General features: G+C 35.6%; 14 protein-coding genes and 1 tRNA gene. 5 read left to right on the forward strand and 10 right to left on the reverse strand.

Features of this window, described 5'->3' with window-relative positions; translation table 11 throughout:
• Positions 1–21 precede the first annotated feature (21 nt).
• Complete coding sequence (locus DR871_RS05050) at positions 22–1,176, forward strand: beta-ketoacyl synthase N-terminal-like domain-containing protein (RefSeq protein WP_113665435.1); 1,155 nt, start codon at positions 22–24, stop codon at positions 1,174–1,176.
• Between the two features lie 4 nt (positions 1,177–1,180).
• Here the strand turns inward: DR871_RS05050 and DR871_RS05055 are convergent, their stop codons facing one another.
• On the reverse strand, positions 1,181–1,660 hold the full coding sequence (locus tag DR871_RS05055; protein ID WP_113664570.1) for a regulatory protein RecX: 480 nt from the start codon (positions 1,658–1,660) through the stop codon (positions 1,181–1,183).
• A gap of 401 nt (positions 1,661–2,061) precedes the next feature.
• Between DR871_RS05055 and DR871_RS05060 the strand changes: the two genes are divergently transcribed.
• Both DR871_RS05060 and DR871_RS05065 read left to right on the forward strand, forming a co-directional pair.
• Positions 2,062–8,874, forward strand: coding sequence for a T9SS sorting signal type C domain-containing protein (locus DR871_RS05060; RefSeq protein WP_113664569.1), 6,813 nt, complete (start codon positions 2,062–2,064; stop codon positions 8,872–8,874).
• A 238-nt stretch (positions 8,875–9,112) separates the two neighbouring features.
• Positions 9,113–12,967, forward strand: a complete 3,855-nt coding sequence (locus DR871_RS05065) for a T9SS sorting signal type C domain-containing protein (protein ID WP_242497072.1) — start codon at positions 9,113–9,115, stop codon at positions 12,965–12,967.
• A gap of 66 nt (positions 12,968–13,033) precedes the next feature.
• Here DR871_RS05065 and bioB read toward each other — a convergent pair whose 3' ends face one another.
• The 3 genes from bioB to DR871_RS05080 all read right to left on the reverse strand — a co-directional run bounded on the left by bioB (position 13,034) and on the right by DR871_RS05080 (position 15,876).
• Positions 13,034–14,119, reverse strand: coding sequence for a biotin synthase BioB (gene bioB / locus DR871_RS05070; RefSeq protein WP_113664567.1), 1,086 nt, complete (start codon positions 14,117–14,119; stop codon positions 13,034–13,036).
• A 277-nt stretch (positions 14,120–14,396) separates the two neighbouring features.
• A complete protein-coding gene (locus tag DR871_RS05075; protein WP_113664566.1) occupies positions 14,397–14,852 on the reverse strand; it encodes a hypothetical protein in 456 nt (151 codons plus the stop codon).
• Between the two features lie 94 nt (positions 14,853–14,946).
• Positions 14,947–15,876, reverse strand: coding sequence for a bifunctional riboflavin kinase/FAD synthetase (locus tag DR871_RS05080; protein ID WP_113665434.1), 930 nt, complete (start codon positions 15,874–15,876; stop codon positions 14,947–14,949).
• Between the two features lie 214 nt (positions 15,877–16,090).
• On the opposite strand from DR871_RS05080, the gene DR871_RS05085 reads away from it, so the two are divergent.
• Complete coding sequence (locus DR871_RS05085; RefSeq protein ID WP_113664565.1) at positions 16,091–18,790, forward strand: zinc-dependent metalloprotease; 2,700 nt, start codon at positions 16,091–16,093, stop codon at positions 18,788–18,790.
• 54 nt (positions 18,791–18,844) lie between these two features.
• Here the strand turns inward: DR871_RS05085 and pth are convergent, their stop codons facing one another.
• The 3 genes from pth to DR871_RS05100 all read right to left on the reverse strand — a co-directional run bounded on the left by pth (position 18,845) and on the right by DR871_RS05100 (position 21,437).
• A complete protein-coding gene (gene pth, locus DR871_RS05090; protein ID WP_113664564.1) occupies positions 18,845–19,519 on the reverse strand; it encodes an aminoacyl-tRNA hydrolase in 675 nt (224 codons plus the stop codon).
• A gap of 321 nt (positions 19,520–19,840) precedes the next feature.
• Positions 19,841–20,452 (reverse strand): 50S ribosomal protein L25/general stress protein Ctc, encoded by a 612-nt coding sequence (locus DR871_RS05095; RefSeq protein ID WP_113636383.1) that lies wholly within the window; start codon positions 20,450–20,452, stop codon positions 19,841–19,843.
• A 43-nt stretch (positions 20,453–20,495) separates the two neighbouring features.
• A complete protein-coding gene (locus tag DR871_RS05100; protein ID WP_113664563.1) occupies positions 20,496–21,437 on the reverse strand; it encodes a ribose-phosphate pyrophosphokinase in 942 nt (313 codons plus the stop codon).
• Between the two features lie 290 nt (positions 21,438–21,727).
• On the opposite strand from DR871_RS05100, the gene DR871_RS05105 reads away from it, so the two are divergent.
• A tRNA-Leu gene (locus tag DR871_RS05105) sits at positions 21,728–21,807 on the forward strand.
• Here the strand turns inward: DR871_RS05105 and DR871_RS16645 are convergent.
• The 3 genes from DR871_RS16645 to DR871_RS05120 all read right to left on the reverse strand — a co-directional run bounded on the left by DR871_RS16645 (position 21,761) and on the right by DR871_RS05120 (position 24,956).
• Positions 21,761–23,335, reverse strand: a complete 1,575-nt coding sequence (locus DR871_RS16645) for a recombinase family protein (RefSeq protein WP_394345630.1) — start codon at positions 23,333–23,335, stop codon at positions 21,761–21,763. The two genes, DR871_RS05105 and DR871_RS16645, sit on opposite strands and share 47 nt — an antisense overlap.
• On the reverse strand, positions 23,316–23,609 hold the full coding sequence (locus DR871_RS05115; protein WP_129752525.1) for a hypothetical protein: 294 nt from the start codon (positions 23,607–23,609) through the stop codon (positions 23,316–23,318). Before DR871_RS05115 ends, DR871_RS16645 begins: the two co-directional genes overlap by 20 nt.
• Positions 23,610–24,278: 669 nt before the next feature.
• Positions 24,279–24,956, reverse strand: coding sequence for a recombinase family protein (locus tag DR871_RS05120; protein WP_113664560.1), 678 nt, complete (start codon positions 24,954–24,956; stop codon positions 24,279–24,281).
• Positions 24,957–25,019 lie beyond the last annotated feature (63 nt).

The following is a 25,019-nucleotide window of genomic DNA, read 5'->3' on the forward strand; positions in this document are numbered from 1 at the left end:
CCGCAAAATAATAGTACTATCTTGTCAACAATAATCTCCATAACCGCCATAGCTTCCATTTCACCTTTGGGAGCTGACTCAAAAATAATTTGGGAAAATTATCTTAATGAAAATCATTGTTTTACGGAACATGTTTTAGACGATAAGAAAACTTTCGTTGCTAAGTTGGACAATGATTCAAAAGAAGTTGTGGATGCTTTACAAGAGTCAGATAACAAATATAAGTCTTTAGATAAGTCAGTTTTGTATGCGATGGCTGCTTCGCGAAAAGCAATAAACAATGCGGGTTGGACACACAAAGATATTTTTGGGATTAACATTGGTTCCTCTCGTGGCGCAACAGATTTATTTGAAAAACACTATCAGGACTATTTAAAAACTGGGAAAGCACAAACTTTGGCTTCACCAACGACGACTTTGGGAAATATTTCTTCTTGGGTTGCCCATGATTTACAAAGTTCTGGTCCTGAAATCTCACATTCTATAACTTGTTCTACTGCTTTACATGCCGTTTTAAACGGGGTGGCGTGGCTTCGAGCAGGAATGGCTGATAAATTTCTTGTTGGTGGTAGTGAAGCGCCTTTAACTGATTTTACGATTTCACAAATGCGCGCTTTGAAAATTTATTCGAATAACACAGAACAATATCCGAATCGGGCACTTGATTTAGAAAAAAAGCAAAACACCATGATTCTTGGCGAAGGTGCAGGCGTGTGTTGTCTCGAAATTGGGAAAAAAGAAAACGCATTAGCTTACATTGAAGGAATTGGTTATGCTACAGAGATATTGGAACATAGTATTTCTATTTCGGCGGAAGCGACTTGTTTCCAAAAATCAATGAAAATGGCGTTGCAAAACACCAATTTATCCGAAGTTGATGTAATTGTCATGCATGCTCCGGGAACCATAAAAGGTGATTTGACAGAATATAAAGCGATAGAAAAAATCTTTGGCGAAAGCCTTCCTTTATTGACTACCAATAAATGGAAAATTGGTCACACTTTTGGCGCATCTGGAATATTGAGTATGGAACTCGCTATACTGATGATGCAACACAATAGATTTATCGGAGTTCCTTTTGCGGAAGTACAAAAACAAACAAAACCCATTAAAAAAGTACTTATTAATGCTGTTGGTTTTGGTGGAAACGCGGTGAGCTTGCTTTTGAGTTTGTGATTTTTTATTCTTCTTTTAAATTTTCCAACTCTTTTACCTTTTCATAAATTATATTGCTTTCGAATCCTTTGCGCAATAGATAATCACAGAATTTTTTTCTTTTTTTCAGATTGTTGGTTTCGCTTATGGTTTCCCATTGTCTTTCTGCGACGGTATCAAAAGTCGATAAATACTCCTCTATTGAGATTTCTTTGAGTGCCAGATTTATATTGTATTGTGTTATTTTTCGAAATTTCAATTCGTTTACAATTCTGATTTTTCCCCAAAATTTGATGCGGTGTTTTCCTCTTGCGAAACTGCAGGCAAAACGGCTTTCATTCAGAAAATTATCTTTGATAAGATGTACTAAAATAGTGTCAATTTCATCAGAATCCATTTTCATGCTCCTTAATTTTTGAACTACTTCTTCGTGACAGCGTTCCTGATAGGCGCAATAATGCTCTATTTTATTAATGGCTTCTTTTATAGAGTAAACTGGGTTCATTTTTTTGATTTTAAAATGATTCTCTGTGCTTCAATTTGTAAAATAGATACGCAATTTTATTTCAAAAATAAGGCTTTAAATCCATTGTGATCCAAGTGGTAAACATGAATTTATTTTTTGTTGTTTTTTATCATAAAAAAGGAAATTAAATTTTCAACAAAAAAGGTTGTCGTAGAGGAAGTTCAGGCTAAGAAATAATTTGTTTTCAAGGTGAGTTTCAAAAGATTTTGCTAGGCTGAAAAGTGTATTTTGACAGATTATTTTGTATTTTGTCGATTAAATTGGGCTTTATTTAAAATACGGAACGATATTGCGATGCAAGATAATTTCTTTGTTTTTTTGATAAAAAATAAGAAAGAAGTTGTTGAATTTAGTGTTACGATATATAACGATAATACCACATGAATAAAAAATTACTTTTACTAATTGCATTCTTTTTTACGGTTGCGTTTACAAGTGCACAAAATACTCGATTTTCTGTTAATAGTGGTAATTGGAATAGTACTTCTACATGGAGCACAACTTCGGGTGGTGCAGCAGGAGCATCTGTTCCTTTAGCAACCGATGCTGTTGTAATTGAAAGAGGTAGAACAGTTAGTGTCAATATTAACAATGCAGTTTGCGCAAGTTTACAATTAGGCGGGTTAACAGCAGATAATTCAGGTACACTTACTTTTTCAACAACAACTATAACTGATCCTACACTTACAGTAACTGGACTTGTTCAAGTAGGTGGGGCTGGAAATGCAAACCGAGACGGAATTATAACATTTATAAGTGGATCAACTCTTACAGCAGGTAGTTTAACTCTTGGTAATTCTGCAGGAACACCTGGACAAGGTGCTGTTACAATGACTTCAAATTCTATCATGAATGTTGGTGCATTTAATGTAATAAACGCAGGTCATGCTTGGTTTCCAAGTACAGGAACGGTAAACATGACCACTACAAATACTTTACCTACATCAATATTTACTTCTTTTAATAATTTGACAGTAAGCGCTGGCACAACAACCGCTGGCTCTGATTTTTCAGTAAGTGGAGTTTTAAATGTTGCGGCAACAACTACTTTAAATATGGCTGCTTTTGCTATGACAGGAGCTGCTCTAAATACTTCAGGCATAGGAACAATTCGAACACAAGCAACTGCAACACCATTGCCAACAGGACGTAATTGGTCTGGAACAGTTCAATATGATAGACCTGCTGGAGGTCAAGTAATAATGGCGGGTACTTATAGCAATTTAACCTTGAGTAATACTAGCGGAACACAAACGGCTAGTGGAGCATTAACTGTAAACGGAGTATTAATTACAACTGCAGGCTGTACATTGAATATCGGGACTAATCAATTGTTAGGAACTCTTACTACAATAACCAATGGCGGGACAATACAAACCCAAAATACGACATCAACACCAATTCCTACTGGCAAAATATGGGGTGGAACAGTGCAATACAATGGGGCTGGACAGACTGTTATGAGTGGGACTTATAATAACTTAACTCTTTCAGGAAGTGGTGTTAAAACATTTGCAGCCAACACTGTTATCGATAATATAACTGCTATTGGGACGGGAGTTCAAGCTAATTTAAATGCAATAACTACGCATACAACAGGAGCACTTCTATTGAATGTTGCTAATCAAGTTGGTGGCACATGGGGAACTACGACCTCAGGAGCTACCAGCACTAACAATACGTTTTTTTCAGGGACCGGTAGAATAACTGTTCCAAATAATGCTATTATTGATAATAATTTTGCCTCTTATAGTAATTCTACAGCCGATGTTTTTGCTTCTGTTGGAGAGTATACAGGTCCATTAACACTAACAGCCCCTAATGGATTTGTTTTTATTAATACTAAGTTTGCTAGTTATGGAACTCCAAACGGCTCGTATCCTAACTTCACAATAGGGAGTTGTCATGCAGTTAACAGTCGCGCAATAACAACTGGTTTGTTGGGAAATACAATAGCTACAATAGCTCCAACTAATGGTGTTTTTACTGACCCATGTGGAGGGACAGTAAAAAGATATAGTATTATTGCAACGTATGCTGAGCCTATTTGTTCAGGAAATAGTGTGGGTGTGATAACAGGATCCACACCAACTGGCGGTAATGGGACATATAATTATTTATGGGAACAAAGTACAAGTGTCGCTGGTACTTACATAACGGTTTCTGGTACAAGTAATGCCAAAGACTATACACCGGGAACGCTCACTGCGACTACTTACTATAGAAGAACAGTAACTTCAGGGGCTTACTCAGATGCCACCATCGTAATTGTGCCCATTTTAAGTGGCCCTATTACGGCTCCAGTAATAACATCATTATGCACTAACACACTGTCTGTGCCAGCATCGACAATTCCAGGAACTTATGTACAGTGGTTTTCAGGATCATGTGGCGGTACAGTACTTGCCACGGGAACAACATATAATCCAACTGCGGCAGGAACCTATTTTGCTCGTTATACTAATCGTTGTGCCAGTAGTTCTTGTAGTAGTTTTAATGTGGCTTCTACTCCTCCAATAAATACTGTAAGTATTACCCCAACAAGTCCTAATCCAATATGTACTGGAACATCAACTGCAAGTTTAGTCTACACATCAACAGGATCTCCTAATAGCTATAGTATCACTTGGTCACCAAACGGATATTTAATTGATATTGCAAATAGGAGCTTGCCTAATGCATCAAGCGGAACGATTACTTTAGATATTCCAGCCAATGTTCTTGCGGGAACTTATACAGGAACTATAACGGTAAGAACTTCTGGGGGATGTGTAAGTGCAAGTAAAACATTTACTATGCAGTTTAATAAAGCAGCTAGTATCGCTTCTTCAAGTCCTACTTTGTGTCAGAATACCTTAATGACACCCATAACTCATACCACTACAGGTACTACAAGTATAGGTGCGCCTACGGGCTTACCTATAGGCGTTTCAGCCTCTTGGGCATCAAATACTATAACAATTAGTGGTACACCAACACAGTCAGGGACATTCAATTATAGTATTCCGTTAACCGGAAGTTGTTCGGGCACGGTAAATGCAACAGGGACGATAACAGTAAATCCACCGAGTGTTGGAGGAACAGTTTCAGGAGGCACCACTGTTTGTTCAGGGGCAAATAGTACGATTTTAACATTATTAGGGCATACAGGAGCAGTTGTGAGATGGGAATCGTCATTAGATAATTTTGCTACAGCAGGAAGTGCCATTGCTAATATAGGCACAACATTAACCGCAACGAATTTAAGCACTACTACTTCTTATAGAGCTGTCTTGCAAAGTGGTTCATGTTCAATAGCAAATTCATCATTGGCTACTGTAACAGTAGATCAACCGAGTGTTGGAGGAACTATTTCAGGAGGCGTAACGGTTTGTTCAGGGATAAATAGTACGAATTTAACATTATCAGGGCATACAGGAACAGTTGTAAGATGGGAATCGTCATTAGATAATTTTGCTACAGCAGGAAGTACCATTGCTAATACAAGCACAACATTGACAGTAACTAATTTAAGCGCTACTACTTCTTACAGAGCTGTTTTGCAAAGTGGTTCATGTTCAATAGCAAATTCATCATTGGCTACTGTAACAGTAGATCAACCGAGTGTTGGAGGAACTATTTCAGGAGGCGTAACGGTTTGTTCAGGGATAAATAGTACGAATTTAACATTATCAGGGCATACAGGAACAGTTGTGAGATGGGAATCGTCATTAGATAATTTTGCTACAGCAGGAAGTACCATTGCTAATACAAGCACAACATTGACAGTAACTAATTTAAGCGCTACTACTTCTTACAGAGCTGTTTTGCAAAGTGGTTCATGTTCAATAGCAAATTCATCATTGGCTACTGTAACAGTAGATCAACCGAGTGTTGGAGGAACTATTTCAGGAGGCGTAACGGTTTGTTCAGGGATAAATAGTACGAATTTAACATTATCAGGGCATACAGGAACAGTTGTGAGATGGGAATCGTCATTAGATAATTTTGCTACAGCAGGAAGTACCATTGCTAATACAAGCACAACATTGACAGTAACTAATTTAAGCGCTACTACTTCTTACAGAGCTGTTTTGCAAAGTGGTTCTTGTTCAATAGTAAATTCATCATCTGCCGCGGTAACAGTAAATCCACCGAGTGTTGGAGGAACAGTTTCAGGAGGCACCACTGTTTGTTCAGGGGCAAATAGTACGATTTTAACATTGGCAGGGCATACAGGAGCAGTTGTGAGATGGGAATCATCATTAGATAATTTTGCTACAGCAGGAAGTGCCATTGCTAATATAGGCACAACATTAACCGCAACGAATTTAAGCACTACTACTTCTTATAGAGCTGTCTTGCAAAGTGGTTCATGTTCAATAGCAAATTCATCATTGGCTACTGTAACAGTAAATCCACCGAGTGTTGGAGGAACAGTTTCAGGAGGCACAACTGTTTGTTCAGGGACAAATAGTACGGTTTTAACATTGGCAGGACACATAGGAACAATTACAAAATGGCAATCAGCTGTAAGTCCATTTTCAACTTGGACAGATATTGCAAATACGGCTGCAACCTATACATCGGGTTCATTGAGCGCAACAACGCAATTTAGAGCAGTAGTTCAAAGTGGTTCTTGTGCAGAAGTTTATTCAGTTCCGGTAGCAATAACGGTAAATAGCGCTCCAACAATCACTCCAAATAAGGTTGACGAAACCTGCGCCACAACTAATGATGGTTCAATTTCACCGACACTTTTCGGAGGATTAACAAATGTACGTTACATCAAATTAACTCAGAAATTTGTTAATGCTGATGCTTGGCAACAAGTGCAAGAAATTCAGGCACTTGAAGTTTTTACAGGTTCAAATGTTGCGCTTTCCTCTACCGGAGCTATTGCAACTTCGAGTTCTATTTACAATAATGATCCAGGAACTTTTGGACCCGCAAAAGTGAATGATGGAGATGCTGTAGGATATAGTTTTTGGCATAGTAATTCAACTAATATTAATGAATGGGTACAAGTAGATCTTCAATCAGGAAAAAATATTGATTATCTGCGCATCTATAATAGATCGGATTGTTGTCAAAATAGAGGTCAAAACATGTTACTAGAACTCTTCGATGGTGCAAATAATTTAGTATATTCTAGAACTGTAAATCTTTGGGAGAATATTAATGGACCTCATTATATTGATGTAAATATATTAGATTTATCTTGGACAGATAGTGCAACCACTTTAAATAGAACCGGTTTAGATTCGGCTACATATATTTTGAATTATGCAGATGCAATAGGATGTTCGTTAAGTTCTCCAATAAACATTGGTTCAGCAATTATAGCTATACCAACACAAGGAACAATTACGCCGATAACTTGTAATGTTCCTGTAGCGAGTGTAATTTTAAATAACTTGCCGTCAGTAGGGACTTGGACTTTGACGCAAAGTGGAACTGCTACAGCAACAATTTCTGGCACAGGTAGTTCAGCCACTATTTCTGGACTTGCACCAGGCACATATAATTTTTCAGTATCAATTGGTGGTTGTTCTTCTTCTAATCTGGAAGCAGTAAAAATTGATCCTTTACAAGAAACTATTTGGAATGGTGGGTGGTCAAATGGATTGCCAAATAGTGATAAAAAACTTATTTTTACTGCAAATTATAACCAAACCATAGATTTAGTTGCATGTTCATGTGAAGTAAAATCAGGAAATGTTACTGTTTCAAGTGGAAAAACAATGACCTTGACTAATGAATTAAAAGTTTCTGGAGGAATAATGAAATTTGAAAACAACGCTAGCTTAGTTCAAATAAATGAAGACTCAACTATAAACTCGGGAGCTATAACCTATCAAAGGGAAACAGTAACGCCAGTGGATAAATTTGATTTTACCTATTGGACTTCACCTGTTTCTGGACAAACTTTATACAATACATCACCAAATACTTTAGCGGATAAATATTTTTCTTTTAACGCTGTTAACAATAATTGGATACAAGAAAATTCGTTAACAAAAGTAATGGAGCCAGGAGTTGGATACATTATTCGTGGACCACAAAATAATTATGCGCCAAATCCAATAGGCACACATCGTGCTAATTTTATTGGTGAGCCAAACAATGGAACTATTCCAGTTGAAATATTGGCAACAGACGCTTCCTATCTCCTTGGAAATCCTTATCCATCCGCACTGGATGCAGACTTGTTTTTACAAGATAATGACGGCGTTATAGACGGAACACTATATTTTTGGACACATAATACGGACATAGCACCAAGCGGTTCTAATTATATTTATGATTCAGATGATTATGCTTCCTATAATTTATTAGGAGGAGTTGGGACCGCTGCAGCTAGTGATGTTAATCCAGTGCCTACAATTCCTGCGGGAGAAATTGCTTCTGGTCAAGGTTTTTTTGCAACTAGTATTGCACTTGGAACGCTTAACTTTACTAATACAATGCGATTGGGAGGAAGTACTAATTCCCAATTCTTTAGGTCTAACTCAAAATCAAAAAAGAATGTGAGTTTTGATAAAAACAGGCTGTGGTTGAATTTTTCAAATACAGAAGGTGCATTTAAACAAACACTCATAGGCTACGCAACGGGAGCAACAAATGAGTATGAGAGAACATTTGACGGAATAAGTTTTGATGGGAATACATTTGTTGATTTCTATAGTATACTCGAGGATAAAAACTTTGTAATTCAAGGAAGAGCGCTGCCATTTCTGCAAAGTGATGAGGTGCCGTTGGGTTATAAAACAACTATTAAAGGAAACTTCACTATAACAATTTTTCAAACAGATGGATTCTTTACAGCTCAAAATGTATTTCTTGAAGATAAAATGCTGGGTGTAATCCATAATTTAAAAGAAGCGTCATATAATTTTACAACTGAGAAAGGAGTTTTTAATGAGCGTTTTGTGTTGCGTTACACTGATAAAACACTTGGAACGGGTGATTTTGAAAGTGAAGATAAAACAATTGTAGTTTTTAAAGAGAAGAACGAATTAAAAATTAAATCCGAATTCGAAACGATAAAACGGGTTACTATATTTGATTTATTGGGTAAAAAAGTATTTGAAGAAACACTTAAAGATGTAAATGAATTCCGTACTTCAAATATTACATTGAAGAATCAAATTGTAATCGTAAAAGTTGTCTTAACTAATGGTCAGGTAGTAGCTAAAAAAGTTAGTTATTAGTAATAAATAGTATTTTAAAAATTTTATTAAATCCCATTCTGATGAAAACAGAATGGGATTTTTTTTAAATAGAGTTAAAAAAGGAAAAAATTTAAACAATTTGGTAATTTAGGCTAAATATCACTAAATGTGGGTATTGCGTAGAATTGGGATTATCTATATTTTTATATTTAATTAGTAAACACTTGTATTAGTGTGTGTTATTATTATTGGTAAAAATCTTAAATCCATCATAAATTTGAAATCAAAACTTCTTTGCTTCGTTGTTGTGTTTAGTCTTTCCATTTTTAATCCAGCTTCTTGTCAAGAAGGGCGAGTTGATGCCACTTTTAACACCTATGATGATGGGGTATTAGGAGATGGTTTTGATAATACCGTCAGAACCGTATCAATTCAATCTGATGGGAAATTAATTGTAGGAGGTGACTATTTGAATTTTAATGGTGCAGTGACACCGTATTTATGTAGGTTATTTCAAGACGGTTCCAAAGATTCTTCTTTTAATTTAGGTACAAGTTTTAATGGTAAAGTGTACTGTTCTTTAATACAGCCTGACGGCAAATTAATTTTAGGAGGCTCTTTTACAACGTTTAATGGCATAAATGCAAACCGATTAATTCGATTGAATAGTGATGGATCCATTGATACTACATTCAATACATCAATAGCTGCTAGTAGCGGAATAGTATATGGATTAGTTTTGCAAACTAATGGAAGCGTGGTTATTGTAGGTAGCTTCACGAAATACAATGGAATTACAGCTAATCGAGTAGCCAGGATTTTACCTAACGGGAATTTAGATGCTGGCTTTATCACAGGATTAGCCGCTAATGGATTAGTAGAAGAAGTCCAGCTTCAGCCTGATGGTAAGATAATTTTAGCAGGTTCATTTGATTCTTTCAATGGAATTAGTAACAGTAAAATAATTAGATTAAATGCGGATGGGAGTGCCGATGCTTCATTTGTTATTGGCTCGGGTTTTAGTGCTAGTGTGTCAGCTCTTGCTTTACAACCTGATGGGAAAATTATTGCAGGCGGGGATTTTGTAACCTATAACGGAATTACAGCAAACAAAATAGTTCGCCTAAATATAGATGGTTCTGTTGATGCCAGTTTTGTTTCAGGTTTAGGATTTAATACGGGTGCCGTTGAGGTTATTAAATTAAATTCGGTTGGAGCTATTATGGTTGGAGGATCTTTTACGGGGACTTATAATGGAATAGATGTAAATCGGTTAACTTGTTTGAGCTCTAATGGAGTTTTAGACCCAACATTTGATATTGGTGCAGGCCCATTTTCTGCATCAGTTCTGGATGTTGCTAATGCAGCCGACGGATCATCGTATATTGGAGGTTCTTTTTCTATTTTTGATTCCCAAAATCAAGGCAGGCTAGCAAAAATTGATGCTTTTGGGGCTTTAGATATTGGGTATTTAACGGCTGGTGTTGGTTTTGACAATTCCGTTTATAAGGTCATTTCTTTATCCGATACTAAAACGATTGTGGTTGGTAATTTTTCTAAATTTAATGGGCTGAGCGCTCCAAAAATAGCACGTTTATTAAATGACGGTTCACTTGATCCTACCTTTAATGTTTCTGGGTCTGGCGCTGATGGATTAATTAAAAATGCGATTGTCCAACCAGACAATAAAATTATAATAGCGGGTAATTTTTTGAATTATAATGGGGTTTTAGTAAATAGGGTTGCCAGAATTTTATCAGATGGTTCTATTGATGTTTCTTTTAATACGGGTTTGGGTTTTAATAGTCAAATTTATGGAGTAGCCTCACAAGCAGATGGCAAAATCATCGTTGGAGGCAATTTTACAAAGTATAACGGAGTGTCTGTAAATAGGATAGCACGCTTGTTTTCAGACGGAACTCTTGATGCGAGCTTTACTAGTGGTTTAGGGGCTGATCAAATTGTCGAGTCTGTCAGTGTTCAGTCCGATGGAAAAATAGTGTTAGGCGGTCGATTCTTGACTTTTAATGGTGTTATCCACAATCGTATCGTGCGATTAAACATAGACGGTAGCGTTGATGCAGGTTTTGTTACAGGATTAGGTTTTGATAAAAATGTGTATTGTATAGAGAAGCAATCAGACGGAAAGTTAGTAATAGGAGGTGCTTTTTTAAATTATAATGGATCTGCTGCAAAACGACTGCTGAGATTGAATTCTGATGGAAGTTTAGATGCGGGTTTTGCTACTGGAACGGGCTTTAGTAACGGAGATGTCAGAGCTATTTTAATTCAACCTGACAAACGGATTTTGGTAGGTGGAACTTTCTCTGGAACTTATAACGGAATGTCTGTAAAGCGAATGATTCGACTTTTGCCTGCTGGTGCTTTTGATGGTACTTTCTCGGCTGATTTAAACAGTCCGCTGTATAGCATGTGTTTTACTCCGGACAATAAAGTGATGATTGCAGGCAATTTCAACTCTGTTTCAGGTGTGACCAAACACCGGGTTGCTCGGTTGCTTTTGTGTTTAGATACTTCTGTTTGGGATGGTTTAGTCTGGAATAATGGTTTGCCTTCTTCAGAAAAAAGAATTATTTTCAATGGGAATTATCCTGTTTTAAATTCTGTGAATGCTTGTTCATGTTCTATCAGTTCAGGAATTAGTGTTGGTGTTCCAAATGGAAATACGTTGAGTTTAGTTTTTGATTATTCTGGTTTAGGAACATTAATTTTGGAAAATAATGCCTCACTTTTTCAATCTGAGGATCAAATAACAAATACTGGACTAGTTGTCTATAAACGCGAAACAACTCCAATAGTTAAATTTGATTATACCTACTGGTCTTCCCCAGTTTCTGGCCAAAGATTGGTTGATGTCTCTCCTGATACATTATCAGATAAGTTTTTTTCTTTTAATGCAGCTTCTGATTCATGGAGCAATGAATCACCAACAACCGTAATGGAGTCCGGTAAAGGATATATCATAAGAGGTCCTCAAAGTTTTTCAACAACAGTTCCAGCTATTTACGGAGGCGTTTTTTCAGGAATTCCTAATAATGGGATGGTCTCAGTTCCTATAAGTATAACAGATACTTCAAATCTCATAGGGAATCCTTACCCATCTGCCATTGATGCGAACCTCTTTTTGAAATTAAATGAAAAAATCATTGATGGGACACTATATTTTTGGACACATAATACACCAATTACCAATAATGAATATGCATCAAATGATTATGCTTCTTATAATTTATTAGGTGGAGCAGGAACAAAAGCTACAAATTTGGGTGTTAATAATACAATTCCTGATGGTAAAATAGCGGCTGGTCAAGCTTTCTTTGTAACGAGTGTGAATGATGGTGGGACAGTCTTTTTTAACAACAGTATGCGTGTAGTTGGGCAAAACGCGAGTTTTTTTAAATCAAGTACAACTAAAAAATTGAAAAAAAATGTGATTGACAAACACCGTATTTGGTTGAATTTGTACAATAATGAAGGTACTTTCAAACAAGTTTTGATAGGATATGCATCTGGAGCGACTAATGATTTTGATAGTTCCTTTGACGGAGAGAGTTTTGATGGGAATGATTATTTAGATTTTTATAGTATTAATCAAAATAAGAATTTAGTAATTCAAGGAAGGTCATTGCCATTTAATGAAACCGATGAAATCAAATTAGGTTTCAAAGTTAAGATAGCAGGAGATTTCAGGATTAAAATTGATCATGTGGATGGTCTTCTGGCAAATCAAAATGTTTTTATCGAGGACAAATTGAATAATAGTATTGTTGATATAACAAATGAGAGTTATGCTTTTCATACAACTGTCGGGACATTTGATGATCGTTTTATATTGCGCTACGTAGATAAAAGCTTGTCCGTTGTCAATTTTGCCGATCCGGAAGAGTCAATTTTTGTATCGAGTAAAGACAAAAAGTTACAAATTAATTCAACCAAAGAATCGATAGATGAGGTTACAATATACAATTTAGCTGGACGAGAAATATATCAAAAAAATGAGATAAATGATGTTGATTTTTCAGTTTTTAATTTGCTTGTTGGACATCAAGTCTTGCTGGTGAAAATACTTCTGCAGAATGGTCAATCAGTTACCAAGAAAATAATCTATTAGAGAAAGTAGCATAAAAAAACCATCTTGTGAGCCAAGATGGTTTTGTATATTTATTCAAAATACAGTTTATTTTTCTTTACCGGATGCTTCAAGATTTCTCTCGATAGTGTGTCCTGGTCTTGACCATTTTGGTTTTTCACCTAATGGAGCAAATTGAGAATTTTCCGCTTCAACAGTTTGTGGTTGAGAAACTTTTGTGAATGGTTTTTGTGGATTTAAACCTAACATCTCAAACATTTTCATGTCTTCATTTACATCAGGATTTGGAGTTGTCAATAACTTATCTCCCGCAAAAATGGAATTGGCACCAGCAAAAAAGCACATGGCCTGTCCTTCGCGGCTCATGTTCATTCTACCTGCAGAAAGACGTACTTGAGTTTCTGGCATGATGATTCTGGTTGTTGCAACCATTCGGATCATTTCCCATATTTCAACGGGTTTTTCTTCTTCCATCGGAGTTCCTTCAACAGCTACCAAGGCATTTATTGGCACTGATTCCGGTTGTGGATTTAACGTAGAAAGTGCTACAAGCATTCCTGCTCTGTCTTCGATACTTTCTCCCATCCCGATTATTCCGCCGCTACAAACAGTAACATTTGTTTTACGAACATTTTCGATGGTTTGCAAACGGTCTTCAAATCCGCGGGTTGAAATTACTTCTTTGTAATATTCTTCAGAGGTATCTAAATTGTGGTTGTAGGCATATAATCCAGCTTCTGCCAATCGATGTGCTTGGTTTTCCGTAATCATCCCAAGGGTACAACATACTTCCATATCCAGTTTGTTGATGGTACGAACCATTTCAAGAACTTGGTCAAACTCAGGGCCATCTTTTACATTTCTCCAAGCCGCTCCCATGCATACACGGGATGATCCACTTGATTTTGCTCGCAAAGCTTGCGCTTTCACTTGGCTAACTGACATTAAATCATTCCCTTCAATTTCAGTATGATATCTTGCGGCTTGTGGACAATAGCCACAATCCTCTGGACATCCACCTGTTTTTATAGAAAGTAAAGTAGAAACCTGAACCACGTTAGGATCGTGATGTTCTCTGTGAATAGACGCTGCTTCGTAAAGCAAATCCATCATAGGTTTATTATATATTGCGATAATTTCGTCTTTGGTCCAATTGTGTTTTGTAATACTCATCGATACGATTTTTTGATGCGTAAAAGTAGTTAAATTGTTCTAAAGAACCAATGTAATACTATTGAAAAGCCTTTTGTAAAATATTTTTTGGTTAAAGGTAGGCTGTTGTATGCGGGCGTTTCAGAATTTTATAAAGTGTTATTTAATTACTTTATCCGAAGGTATTTATTAAACAGAAGGAATATATAATTTATAAAACATAAAAAAATAAACGCCGTAAAAACAATAGGAGATGCTCGATTGGGAAGTGGTATTGGAATTAAGTAAGGATAAAAAATTAAGATTCTGCTCCATGCTTATCTGAGGAATAGCGGGTGTCCCAGTATAACAGCAACATGAAGGTAACGATTACCGCTGAAACAATTCCTTCAAATAGCAGAGAAATAGAATAGGTCATTACGGATGGATCACCACCAAATAAAAATGTTTTTGACAATGTGCCCACATATGCGTCTCCACCTTTGGCGTAGCTATAAATAATTAAACCTACAATGCTCAGAAATATACCCGTGAGGGAAGTTAGTAATGCAGAAACAGCATTAGAAACTAATACTTTTTTGCCTTCAGCGAAATTAGATTTTAACGTTTTATAGGTTCCAAAAAATACAAATAGGACATTAAATAGACGTAATAAGTAAATATCCGCTAGGCCTAAAAGTTCCATTAATAGGAAATAAAAGCCAATTCCCATGAAAATAATGAATCCGTTTACTAATTCTTTTGGAAGTTTCATATAACTAGTTTTAAAAGTTAGAAAGCATATCGTTATGACAAAGAGGATATTACTTTCAAATTTACAGAAAAAATAGTAATATGTTATTAAAAAATCAAAATTTATTCAAGTACAAGAGTGCAGTTTTTTTGTCTTTTTCAAGTTGTTCTTTCAGTAAATCCACCGATTCGAATTTTTCTTCGGAACGAATTCTTTTAAGTATTGAAACACGGATTTCTTGATTGTATAAATCAGCATTGAAATCAAAATAATGAATTTCGATGGACTGATTGTGCCCGTCAACAGTGGGATTGAACCCAATATTCATCATTCCAAAAACAGTTTTTTCATTGAGAATACTTTGCACAATATAGACTCCGTTTTTTGGAATTAGCTTGTAATTTTCTGCGATTTTTAAGTTTGCCGTTGGGAAATTGATGGTTCTTCCCAGTTGTTTTCCTTGAATAACAGTCCCAGTCAGAAAATAATCATACCCTAAATATTCGTTGGACAAAGTCATGTCTCCTTCCAATAATGCATTTCTAATTTTGGTTGAACTCACGGAAATTTCATTAATTTCCTGAACAGATATTTGTTCTACTTCAAAATCATACTGTTTTCCAAAAGCGATGAGGTCATCAATATCAGCAGTTCGATTTCGTCCAAAGCGGTGATCGTGACCAATAATTATCTTTTGGATATGAAATCGATCAATGAGAATAGAGCTTACAAATTCTTCGGCAGTCAATCTCGAAAACGTTTCGTCAAAAGGATGAATCACTAGGTTTTCGATGCCAATTTTTTCCAGCAAATCTATTTTTTCAGCTATGGTGTTGAGTAATTTTATATCAGAATGTTCCTGTAAAACCATTCTGGGATGGGGAAAAAATGTAAGTACAAGACTTTCATATTTCTCGTTCTCCGTGTTTTGGGTTAGTTTATTCAGAATTTTTTTGTGACCAATATGAACTCCATCAAAGGTTCCTAAAGTTAGGATTGTTTTTTTCGTGGAAGTGAAATCGTTTATAGAATGAAAAATCTTCAAAGCAAGTGTTTTATAAAAGCGCAAATTTAAGGTATCTTATTTAAAAGTAGCGGTATGGCTAATTGAATTTCAATATAATTTTTTATTAAAATATGAAAAAAGGGGTTTAAAAACAGAAAACAGCTGAGTTTTCCATAATTTGATTTAAAATATTAAATAATTGAAGTAACGATTACTGTAAATACTTTATTTTTGATGGTTAAATCATGATATTATGAATAGAATCATACTATTTTTTATAATTATTTTTTCCAATTCTGCGATCCATGCCCAAGATGGCTCCTTTTGGAAAAGAATTGTGCAGGATAAAGTTGCAGTTTATGATAGAATCAATGCTAAACCGGTTACTGAAAATCAGTTGTTATTTAATTTAAATGAAGTTGCGATAAAAAATTCTTTGGAAACACTTCAAAATAAATCTTCAAAGCAAAGCAGAATTGAAATTACGATACCCAACATAAATGGTGAGTTAGAAAAATTTTGGGTTTGGGAATCTTCTAATTTTGAACCAGAGTTGCAAGCAGAAAATCCTGACATAAGAGCCTACAATGGTATTGGAATAACAGATCAAAAAGCTTCGTTGTATTTTAGTTTGTCACCAAAAGGTATTCAGACTATGATTCTTAGAGGGGAAAGTGGCTCTGAATTTATCGAACCTTATTCGAAAGATCATACTGTTTATGTTCTTTTTGATTCCAAAAGCAGAGTTCGCGGAAGTTTGCCTTTCACTTGTAAAACAGAAGATGTCGCCTTGAATAAAGAACTTTTAAACAAGACAGGCAAAGTAGCTGCAAATAATAAAGTTTTTAAAACTTTAAGATTAGCGTTGTCCTGTACCGGTGAGTATGCCGCATTTCATGGAGGGACTGTTGCAAATGCCTTGGCTGCGATGAATGCTACTATGACTAGGGTTAACGGTATTTTTAATAAAGATTTAGCGATAAAACTGAGTATTATTACAAATAACAATCTTATAATTTATACGGATGCCGTTACAGATCCGTATTCAGATTCTGCAGAAGGAGCAGCGGGTACATGGAACCTGGAATTACAAGAAAATTTAAGCGCTACAATAACGGATGCCGGATATGATATTGGTCATTTGTTTGGCGCAGATGGTGGTGGTGGAAACGCTGGTTGTATAGGCTGTGTGTGTGTAAATCCTTCTGATATTGAGCCCGCGGGAAAAGGAAGTGCGTATACGTCGCCAAGTGATGCCGTACCTCAAGGAGATACTTTCGATATTGATTTTGTAGCGCATGAAATGGGACATCAATTAGGAGCTAATCATACGTTTTCTTTTGAAATTGAGGATACTGGCGTAAATGTGGAGCCAGGAAGCGGTTCTACTATCATGGCGTATGCAGGAATTACTTTGGGTTATAATGTTCAAAATAATTCAGATGATTATTTTGCCTACGCAAGCATTAAGCAAATACAAGATAATCTATCGACTAAGACATGTCCTGTAAGTACAGTTCTTACTAATAGTCCTCCAACAATCAGCGCAGGCTTAGATTATACTATTCCTAAAGGGACGGCATTTATTTTAAAAGGTTCTGGTTCTGATTTGAATGGTGATGTGATTACCTATTGTTGGGAGCAAAATGATACCGCTATCAATACTGTAAATCCTGCGGTTAGCGAAGAAGGTAATTTTAGCTTTGCGTCACCTACAAAAGTACATGGCCCTAACTTTAGATCGTTTTATCCAAGTAGTTCACCAATTCGATACATGCCTGCTTTAAGTTCGGTTTTGGCTAATGAATTAACAACGACTTGGGAATCCGTTTCTACAATTGAAAGAACACTTTCGTTTACTTTAACAGGCAGGGATAATGCGGCTCTTGGAACAGCGCAAACAAATACAGATGTGATGATGGTAAACGTAAGTGGGGCAGCTGGTCCATTTGAAGTAACATCACAAAGCACTGAAAATTCAGATTGGTTGCAGGGATCGACTCAAACAGTTACTTGGAACGTAAATAATTCTAACACTCTGGTCGGTTCTGCGAATGTGAATATCAAACTTTCAACTGACGGAGGATTAAATTTTACTACAGTTTTAGCTTCAAATACGCCTAATGATGGTTCACAAACTATTACGGTTCCAAATGTAACGGCTAAAGATTGCCGAATTCTAATTGAGCCAACAGAAAATATTTATTATGCGGTAAACAGTAATTCTTTTGCAATTGGTTATTCCGTAGTTTCATCTTGTAATACCTATGCTTTTGCAGCGCCGTTTTCTATACCGGAATCTACATTTTATCGCACTAGAACAGCGACCGTTCCAGTTACAGCTCAAGTGATTTCTGATGTGAATTTTGCTATTGCTTTTACACATACTTATTTGAGCGATGTGCAAATAGAAGTGGTAAATCCGCAAGGTACTGTTGTAAAGTTGTTTGAAAGAAGTTGTGGGTCTACAAGCAATAGTTTAGTGTTGAATTATGATGACTTGGGAGTTTCTCTTGATTGTGCAGCGAAAACTGCCCAAACCGTAGCGCCTTTTGAATTATTGTCTAGCTTTAATGGGCTGAGTCCGCAAGGAAATTGGACTTTGCGTGTTCGTGATTTAGACACAGGTAAAGTTGGCACAATAGATTCTGCGTCAATCACAATTTGTACAAAAACATATACTTTAGCAACGCCGGACTTTGAAATCAATGATTTTGTCGTGTTTCCTAATCCAAATAAAGGGAATTTTAATGTTCAATTCACTACTAAATCTGATGCAGAAGTAAAAGTGATGGTTTATGATTTATTAGGAAGAAAGCTTTTTGAAAATGACTTTAAAAACAAGTCAAATTTTAATGAAAATATCCAATTGAAAAATGTCTATGCAGGAGTTTATTTATTGACGGTGACTGATGGAGAACGAAAAGAGGTCAGAAAGATTGTGATTGAATAATCAAAATAGAATTATTAAAAAAGGGAAGCGTTATTTGAAACGTTTCCCTTTTTTTTATTTCCCGTTAAAGGTGGTCATAGTGTTTTCCAGTCCTGCGGTCCCAAAAGATTTTATAATCTCAGATCCTACTTCCAGTCGTTCTGGAAGCGCCGTTTTTTCAGCATCATCCCAGTCGCCAAGGACGTAATCAACTTGTTTTCCTTTTTTGAATTCATCGCTGATGCCAAAACGGAATCTGGCGTAGTTTTGTGTATTCAGTACCAGATTGATGTTTTTAAGTCCGTTATGTCCGCCGTCGCTTCCTTTTTGGCGGATGCGAATGGTTCCAAACGGCAGATTCAAATCATCTGTAATAACCAGAATGTTTTCAAGCGGAATATTCTCTTTGTCCATCCAATATTGAACCGCTTTTCCGCTTAAATTCATATAAGTGTTGGGTTTCAAAAGCAGAAAAGTTCTTCCTTTGAATTTGTATTGGGCTAGCGCGCCTAGTTTTACGGTTTCGAAAGAAACACTTTCTTTACGGGCCAGAAAATCCACGATTTTAAAACCAATGTTGTGTCTTGTGTTTACGTATTCGGCGCCAATGTTCCCGAGTCCTACTATTAAAAATTTATTACTCACGCTTTCTATATTGTTTTTTTTGTGTTCGTGAACCTTTGGTTTTATACAATCTGTATCATTCTCTTTTTTTGTTGATGAGAATAATTTTGAAATCCAATTTATCATAGTGCAAAAATAGACTTAATTAGAATATTGGACTATTAGATTTTTAGAAAATCGTTATTGAAAATAAAATAGTTCTTAATAGCCCTGATGGAAGTGGCATCCTTTTTATTTTGAACTTGTTTCAGGATTCTGAAACAAGTTTAGAATAAAAAGATACAACGGACAGCAGGAGTAGAGTTGTTGTGAAAAAGGGTAGTTGTGCTCTTAACAATTTAGAATAGAATAATGAGATTGCTTCGTTCCTCGCAATGACAAAAAGTAATGCGCAAAAAAAAAGCACCAGTTTTACAACTGATGCTTTCTTGAATGATTGAAAAAATATTATTTTTTCTTTCCTTTTGCAGGAGCTTTCGCTGCTTTTGCTGCTTCTTGAGCTGCTTTCATAGCTGCACGAGAGATTCTTACTTGAGCAACAACAGTGTTGTCAGGGTGAATCAATTTGTAGTTGTCGTTTACTAATTTAGTAACGTACAATTTGTTCCCCATTTCAAGTGGAGTAATGTCAGCTTCAATAAAATCTGGAAGATTTTTTGGTAAAGCTTTTACTTTAAGTTTACGAGTGTTCAAACGTAAAACACCACCAGCAAGAACTCCTTTAGATGTTCCAACTACTTTTACAGGAACTTCCATAGTGATTTCTTTGTCATCAAATAATTGAAAGAAGTCAATGTGTAAAATCTTGTCAGATACCGGGTGAACCTGGATATCTTGTAAAATAGCGTTAAATGATTTTCCTTTTCCAAGATCGATCTCAACTGTGTGAGCGTTTGGAGTGTAAACCAAGTTTTTGAAAGCCATAACTTCTGCTGAGAAATGAACTGCCTGATTTCCTCCGTATAATACGCAAGGAACCAATCCAGCATTACGTAGGGCTTTAGTCGCAACTTTACCCACGCTTTCTCTTTCTGATCCTTTAATTGTAATCGATTTCATTGTAAAAAAAATATAGTTATTAAATAATATTACTTGTTTGGGGTTACATTATGAACTTTCCACTAATGGAATTGTTATGATGTACCATGTGCATAACTTCAGCAAAAAGTGGCGCACAACTCAACACTCTTATTTTGTTTGATTCTTTCTTCAACGGAATAGAATCGGTAACGATCAATTCTAATAATTTAGAATTCTCTATTTTTTCGTAAGCATCACCAGATAAAATCGCGTGGGTACAAATTGCTCTTACGCTCAATGCTCCTTTTTCGATCATTAAATCTGCGGCTTTCGCCAAAGTGCCTCCGGTATCAATCATGTCATCTACTAAGATTACATTTCTACCTTTTACCTCACCAATTAATTCCATGGTATCGATAATGTTGGCTTCTTTTCTTTGTTTGTAACAAATCACCACATCTGATTCTAAAAATTTAGAATACGCATATGCTCTTTTTGAACCTCCCATATCTGGAGAAGCAATAGTCAGATTGTCTAAGCCTAAACTTTTTACATATGGTAAAAAGATAGTTGATGCAAAAAGGTGATCTACCGGTTTTTCAAAGAATCCTTGAATTTGATCAGCGTGCAAATCCATTGTCATTACTCTTGTTGCGCCTGCTGCATCTAATAAATTAGCTACTAGTTTAGCTCCTATCGGAACTCTTGGTTTGTCTTTTCTATCTTGTCTTGCCCAACCAAAGTAAGGAATTACTGCTGTAATGTGTCTTGCCGAAGCACGTTTGGCAGCATCAATCATCAGTAACATTTCCATTAAATTATCTGCCGTTGGAAAAGTAGAGCAAACGATAAATACGCGTAATCCTCTGATAGACTCCTCATAAGAAGGCTGAAATTCACCGTCGCTGTATTTTGACATGGTGATTTTTCCTAATGGGATTCCGTATTGCTCTGCTATTTTTTCTGCGAGATAGACACTTTGTGAACAAGCAAAAATTTTAGCTTCCGGTTCTAGGTGTGACATTTAATTTGTTGTTTTTATTCCGATGCGCTCCATACAGTTCGGCTTTGTCATTTGATTAAAGCCTTATGTGTGTATTTGCCTCGGGTGTAGTTAGTTGTGTGTTGTGTTTTTATCGAGGTGCAAATTTATAAAATTTATTCAACTCTGAAAGGAAAAAATTAAGTATTTTTAGTTGAACATTTAATATTATTTTTTACATTTGCACCGTGTTAAAGGAATTGATGGTTGATTTAAACACAATCACATCTTTTATTGCGTTGAAATAACTGTCGTTATTTCATGTCTGCTAAGCCCGGATGGCGGAATTGGTAGACGCGCTGGTCTCAAACACCTGTGGGAAACCGTGCCGGTTCGACTCCGGCTCCGGGTACGTTAACGGAAAAGCTGTCATTTTTGACAGCTTTTTTTGTTTTAAGCCTTTCTGAACCCTTGCTATTCCTAGTCAAAACCTCAACAACCTCATTCACTTTAGTGGTTCGACAATTGTCATTTCCAAATAATAACTTTTCAGTGAATATTGAACCCGCTATGATTCTCTTGGAGTCATAGTCACTATTGTCAAACATGATATTTAAGTTCGATAATAGCATTAAACCTGAATCAACATAGTTTTTGATTGAATCTTTGCTTGCACTAAGTATTTCAATTTCATTATTGACTTCATTAAGTTGTCCGTTGATACGTTCGATTATACTATTGAATCTTTCTTTGTTGATATCTTTACTTAATAGCAAGTCTTCAGCATCTTCCATCTTAGACTTTAGACTCTTTTGGAGCTCTGTTTTACTTTTAAGTTGAGTAACTCTATTGCCATTAATTTGAGAATCAGAATCCTTTAAAATCTCCGAGAACAACTCCTTTATATTTTCGTTAATCTGTAAATTAAAGAGAAGGCTTCCGATTTTATTATGAGCATCATCAACCGACACTCTTGTTTTGCATTTATTTCTGCAATGATAATACGCATATTTCTTAGTTCTTCCTTTTGAAACACTACCTGTAATCTGTCCTCCACAAAGCTCACAAGTTAGAAAATCTCGCATAGGAAACTCTAGGTTTTTCTGAGCGGGTTTCGTTCCGTACCATCTTTTTCCTTTAAACACATCCTGAACTTTGTTGAATGTTTCTATACTAACCAATGCCTCATGTTTCCCATTTACCACCATGGCAGATTCTTTCTTAAATTCAGGAACTTTAATCTTACCTATATATATCACGTTTTTAAGCAATTCGCTAAATGCACTTTTTTCAAGCTTCATTCCTTCTTGTTTTAGCTTCTTGCGAATCGTTTCAATTGATTCGATATTCATAGCGACCTCAGCAAACGCTTTTTTTACGAAAAAAGAAAATTGGTTTGGCTTCAATGTTGATTTTTTGAATTCATCTCGAAAATTATCATAGCCGTAAGGGGCTTTTCCTGTGAAATATCCTTCCTTTTTTGCTTGATAAGTTCCGCTAATTGTTCGGCTCGAAATTTTATCTCTTTCGACCTCTCCAGCTGTTAGGTAAATTGAAAGAACCATTTTGTTATCTGAATTAGACATCTCTAAATATTGCTCTGTAGCGTTCAATTCAATCCCCATTGAATCAAACTCTCGCAAGACTGTTAAAGCTTGCTCTGTATTTCTTGAGAATCTGTCCCACTTAACAAACAATACTTTGTGGATTAGTTTTTTATTAGCTTTTGCGAACGTTTTCAAACTAGACCATTCAGGACGCTTGAAATTTTTTGCTGAGTGGTCTTCTCTATATGACTTAACGAGATTATAACCCATTCTTTCGCAATGGTTTATTAATGTTTGTTCTTGATAATCTAGACTAAATCCTTTTTGTGCTTGCTCGTCAGTACTAACTCTAGAGTACAATATTACATTTGTATTATTCATAAATTGTTCCATTTAAAGTGGTTGCTAAATTCAAGCAACAAACTCTTGCTTGAAATTCATTTTCATAATCCTCTATATCTTCAAAATAACATATGTCCTCATAGTTATCTAAAACTGAATGAGTCACGTAATATTCATCTTCGAATAAAATCAATGCCCATTCTGCATAATTATCATTGAGTAAACTAATAATTCCAAATTCACACACAATGCCTTTTAATTTCATCATTTCTATTAGCTCATGTATTGTCATTCTAAATCTTATTTTCAATCTTTGTATTGTCATATTTTTTTATTTTAAATTATTTTATTTGACTGGCATACTTCTGCCAATTTATACAGCACATTTCGGATTAATTCAATTTCTTCATCCGAGTATTTTATTCCTTTTTTATTTAATGTTGTTTTACAGTGTGTTATACTTAACAAGTTGGTACTCTGTCGTCATTTTCCAATTCTTTACTTTGACGGTGGAATTCTTTTTATTGTAGGTCACAAAGCGACCTCTCCTAAATCAGTCTGATTCAGAAATTGGATGCATACATCATCAATTCGAATTATTTAATGAATTAACATTACTTGAGGCATGCCTTTCCCGCTTCGGGTATTGCACCGAATTGATAATTTAAAATATAATTTGATTTTTAGAACATGGTTGTTCAGCTTTACAACCTGCTCTTTTTGCATTCTTTAGCTGTCAGAATGCAGAAAAGATTCTTGCAATAATCTCTTCTTTTATTTTTCTTTACAAAGGTAGGACATGTTTTTGATATTCTTTTTTAGGTAACTTAATCAACTTATATAGAATAAGATAAATCGTATTAAAAATATATAAATTGTTTTATTTCAATAAGTTAAAGAATAAAAAAATAATAAAAAAAATTATAATTAACAAATAATTAGTACGCTATTTCTTAATTATAATTTTTTTAATTTTCTAGATAACTCAATTTATTTATGTAGCCAATAAGTTAGTTCTATTATACAATTGAAGTACAGTCGGAGCATAAAATTTATTACCATATCTGGTCTTGAAATTGAGCTGATTAAGATAATCTGCAATTTGTCTGTAGCTCATTTCTTTCTCTTTGCAATTGAGGATTATTGATTGAGCTTGTCGATTTCTGTCATTGTTCATGGCATTTTCTTTGATTTTATCAACTCCCTTGGCTCTAGCCTCACTGGTTAGATTTTGCGGATTACCTAATTTTACTCCTTTTTTCTTAAGTTCCGCCAGCGCAAGCTTGGTTCTTGAGCTGATAAGTTTGGCTTCCTGCTCCGCAAGTGCCGAGAATATATGAATGGTGAAATTGTTGGCTGAGGGCATATCTACCGCCAAAAACTCAATACCTGCATCCATCAAAGAACTTACAAAGCTCACATTGCGAGCTAATCTGTCTAATTTTGCAATAATTAGGATTGCTCCTTCGTTTTTTGCCAGTTGAATTGCTTTATGGATTTCGATGCGTTCACGTTTATTAGTACCAGTCTCAATCTCAGTAAAACTCTTAACAATAGTTCCATCCTGCGAGGTTACATATTTTTCAACTGAACTTTTTTGAGCTGACAATCCTAAACCCGATATTCCTTGCTCTTTTCTACTGACTCTATAATATGCTACAAATTTTTTCATTTTGATGTTGATTTAAATCTTAAACGTCCGTTTGTGATTTATTACACGTCAAATGTCCAGGTC

The sequence above is a fragment of the Flavobacterium petrolei genome (assembly GCF_003314435.2).
Lineage (GTDB): Bacteria > Bacteroidota > Bacteroidia > Flavobacteriales > Flavobacteriaceae > Flavobacterium > Flavobacterium petrolei.

Bases quoted from the DNA above. Each gene is read 5' to 3' on its own strand.
- DR871_RS05095 (WP_113636383.1), bottom strand. From the start codon at position 20,452: ATGAAATCGATTACAATTAAAGGATCAGAAAGAGAAAGCGTGGGTAAA.
- DR871_RS05120 (WP_113664560.1), bottom strand. From the start codon at position 24,956: ATGAAAAAATTTGTAGCATATTATAGAGTCAGTAGAAAAGAGCAAGGA.
- DR871_RS05060 (WP_113664569.1), top strand. From the start codon at position 2,062: ATGAATAAAAAATTACTTTTACTAATTGCATTCTTTTTTACGGTTGCG.
- pth (WP_113664564.1), bottom strand. From the start codon at position 19,519: ATGATAAATTGGATTTCAAAATTATTCTCATCAACAAAAAAAGAGAAT.
- DR871_RS05085 (WP_113664565.1), top strand. From the start codon at position 16,091: ATGAATAGAATCATACTATTTTTTATAATTATTTTTTCCAATTCTGCG.
- bioB (WP_113664567.1), bottom strand. From the start codon at position 14,119: ATGAGTATTACAAAACACAATTGGACCAAAGACGAAATTATCGCAATA.
- DR871_RS05115 (WP_129752525.1), bottom strand. From the start codon at position 23,609: ATGACAATACAAAGATTGAAAATAAGATTTAGAATGACAATACATGAG.
- DR871_RS05075 (WP_113664566.1), bottom strand. From the start codon at position 14,852: ATGAAACTTCCAAAAGAATTAGTAAACGGATTCATTATTTTCATGGGA.
- DR871_RS05100 (WP_113664563.1), bottom strand. From the start codon at position 21,437: ATGTCACACCTAGAACCGGAAGCTAAAATTTTTGCTTGTTCACAAAGT.
- DR871_RS16645 (WP_394345630.1), bottom strand. From the start codon at position 23,335: ATGGAACAATTTATGAATAATACAAATGTAATATTGTACTCTAGAGTT.
- DR871_RS05055 (WP_113664570.1), bottom strand. From the start codon at position 1,660: ATGAACCCAGTTTACTCTATAAAAGAAGCCATTAATAAAATAGAGCAT.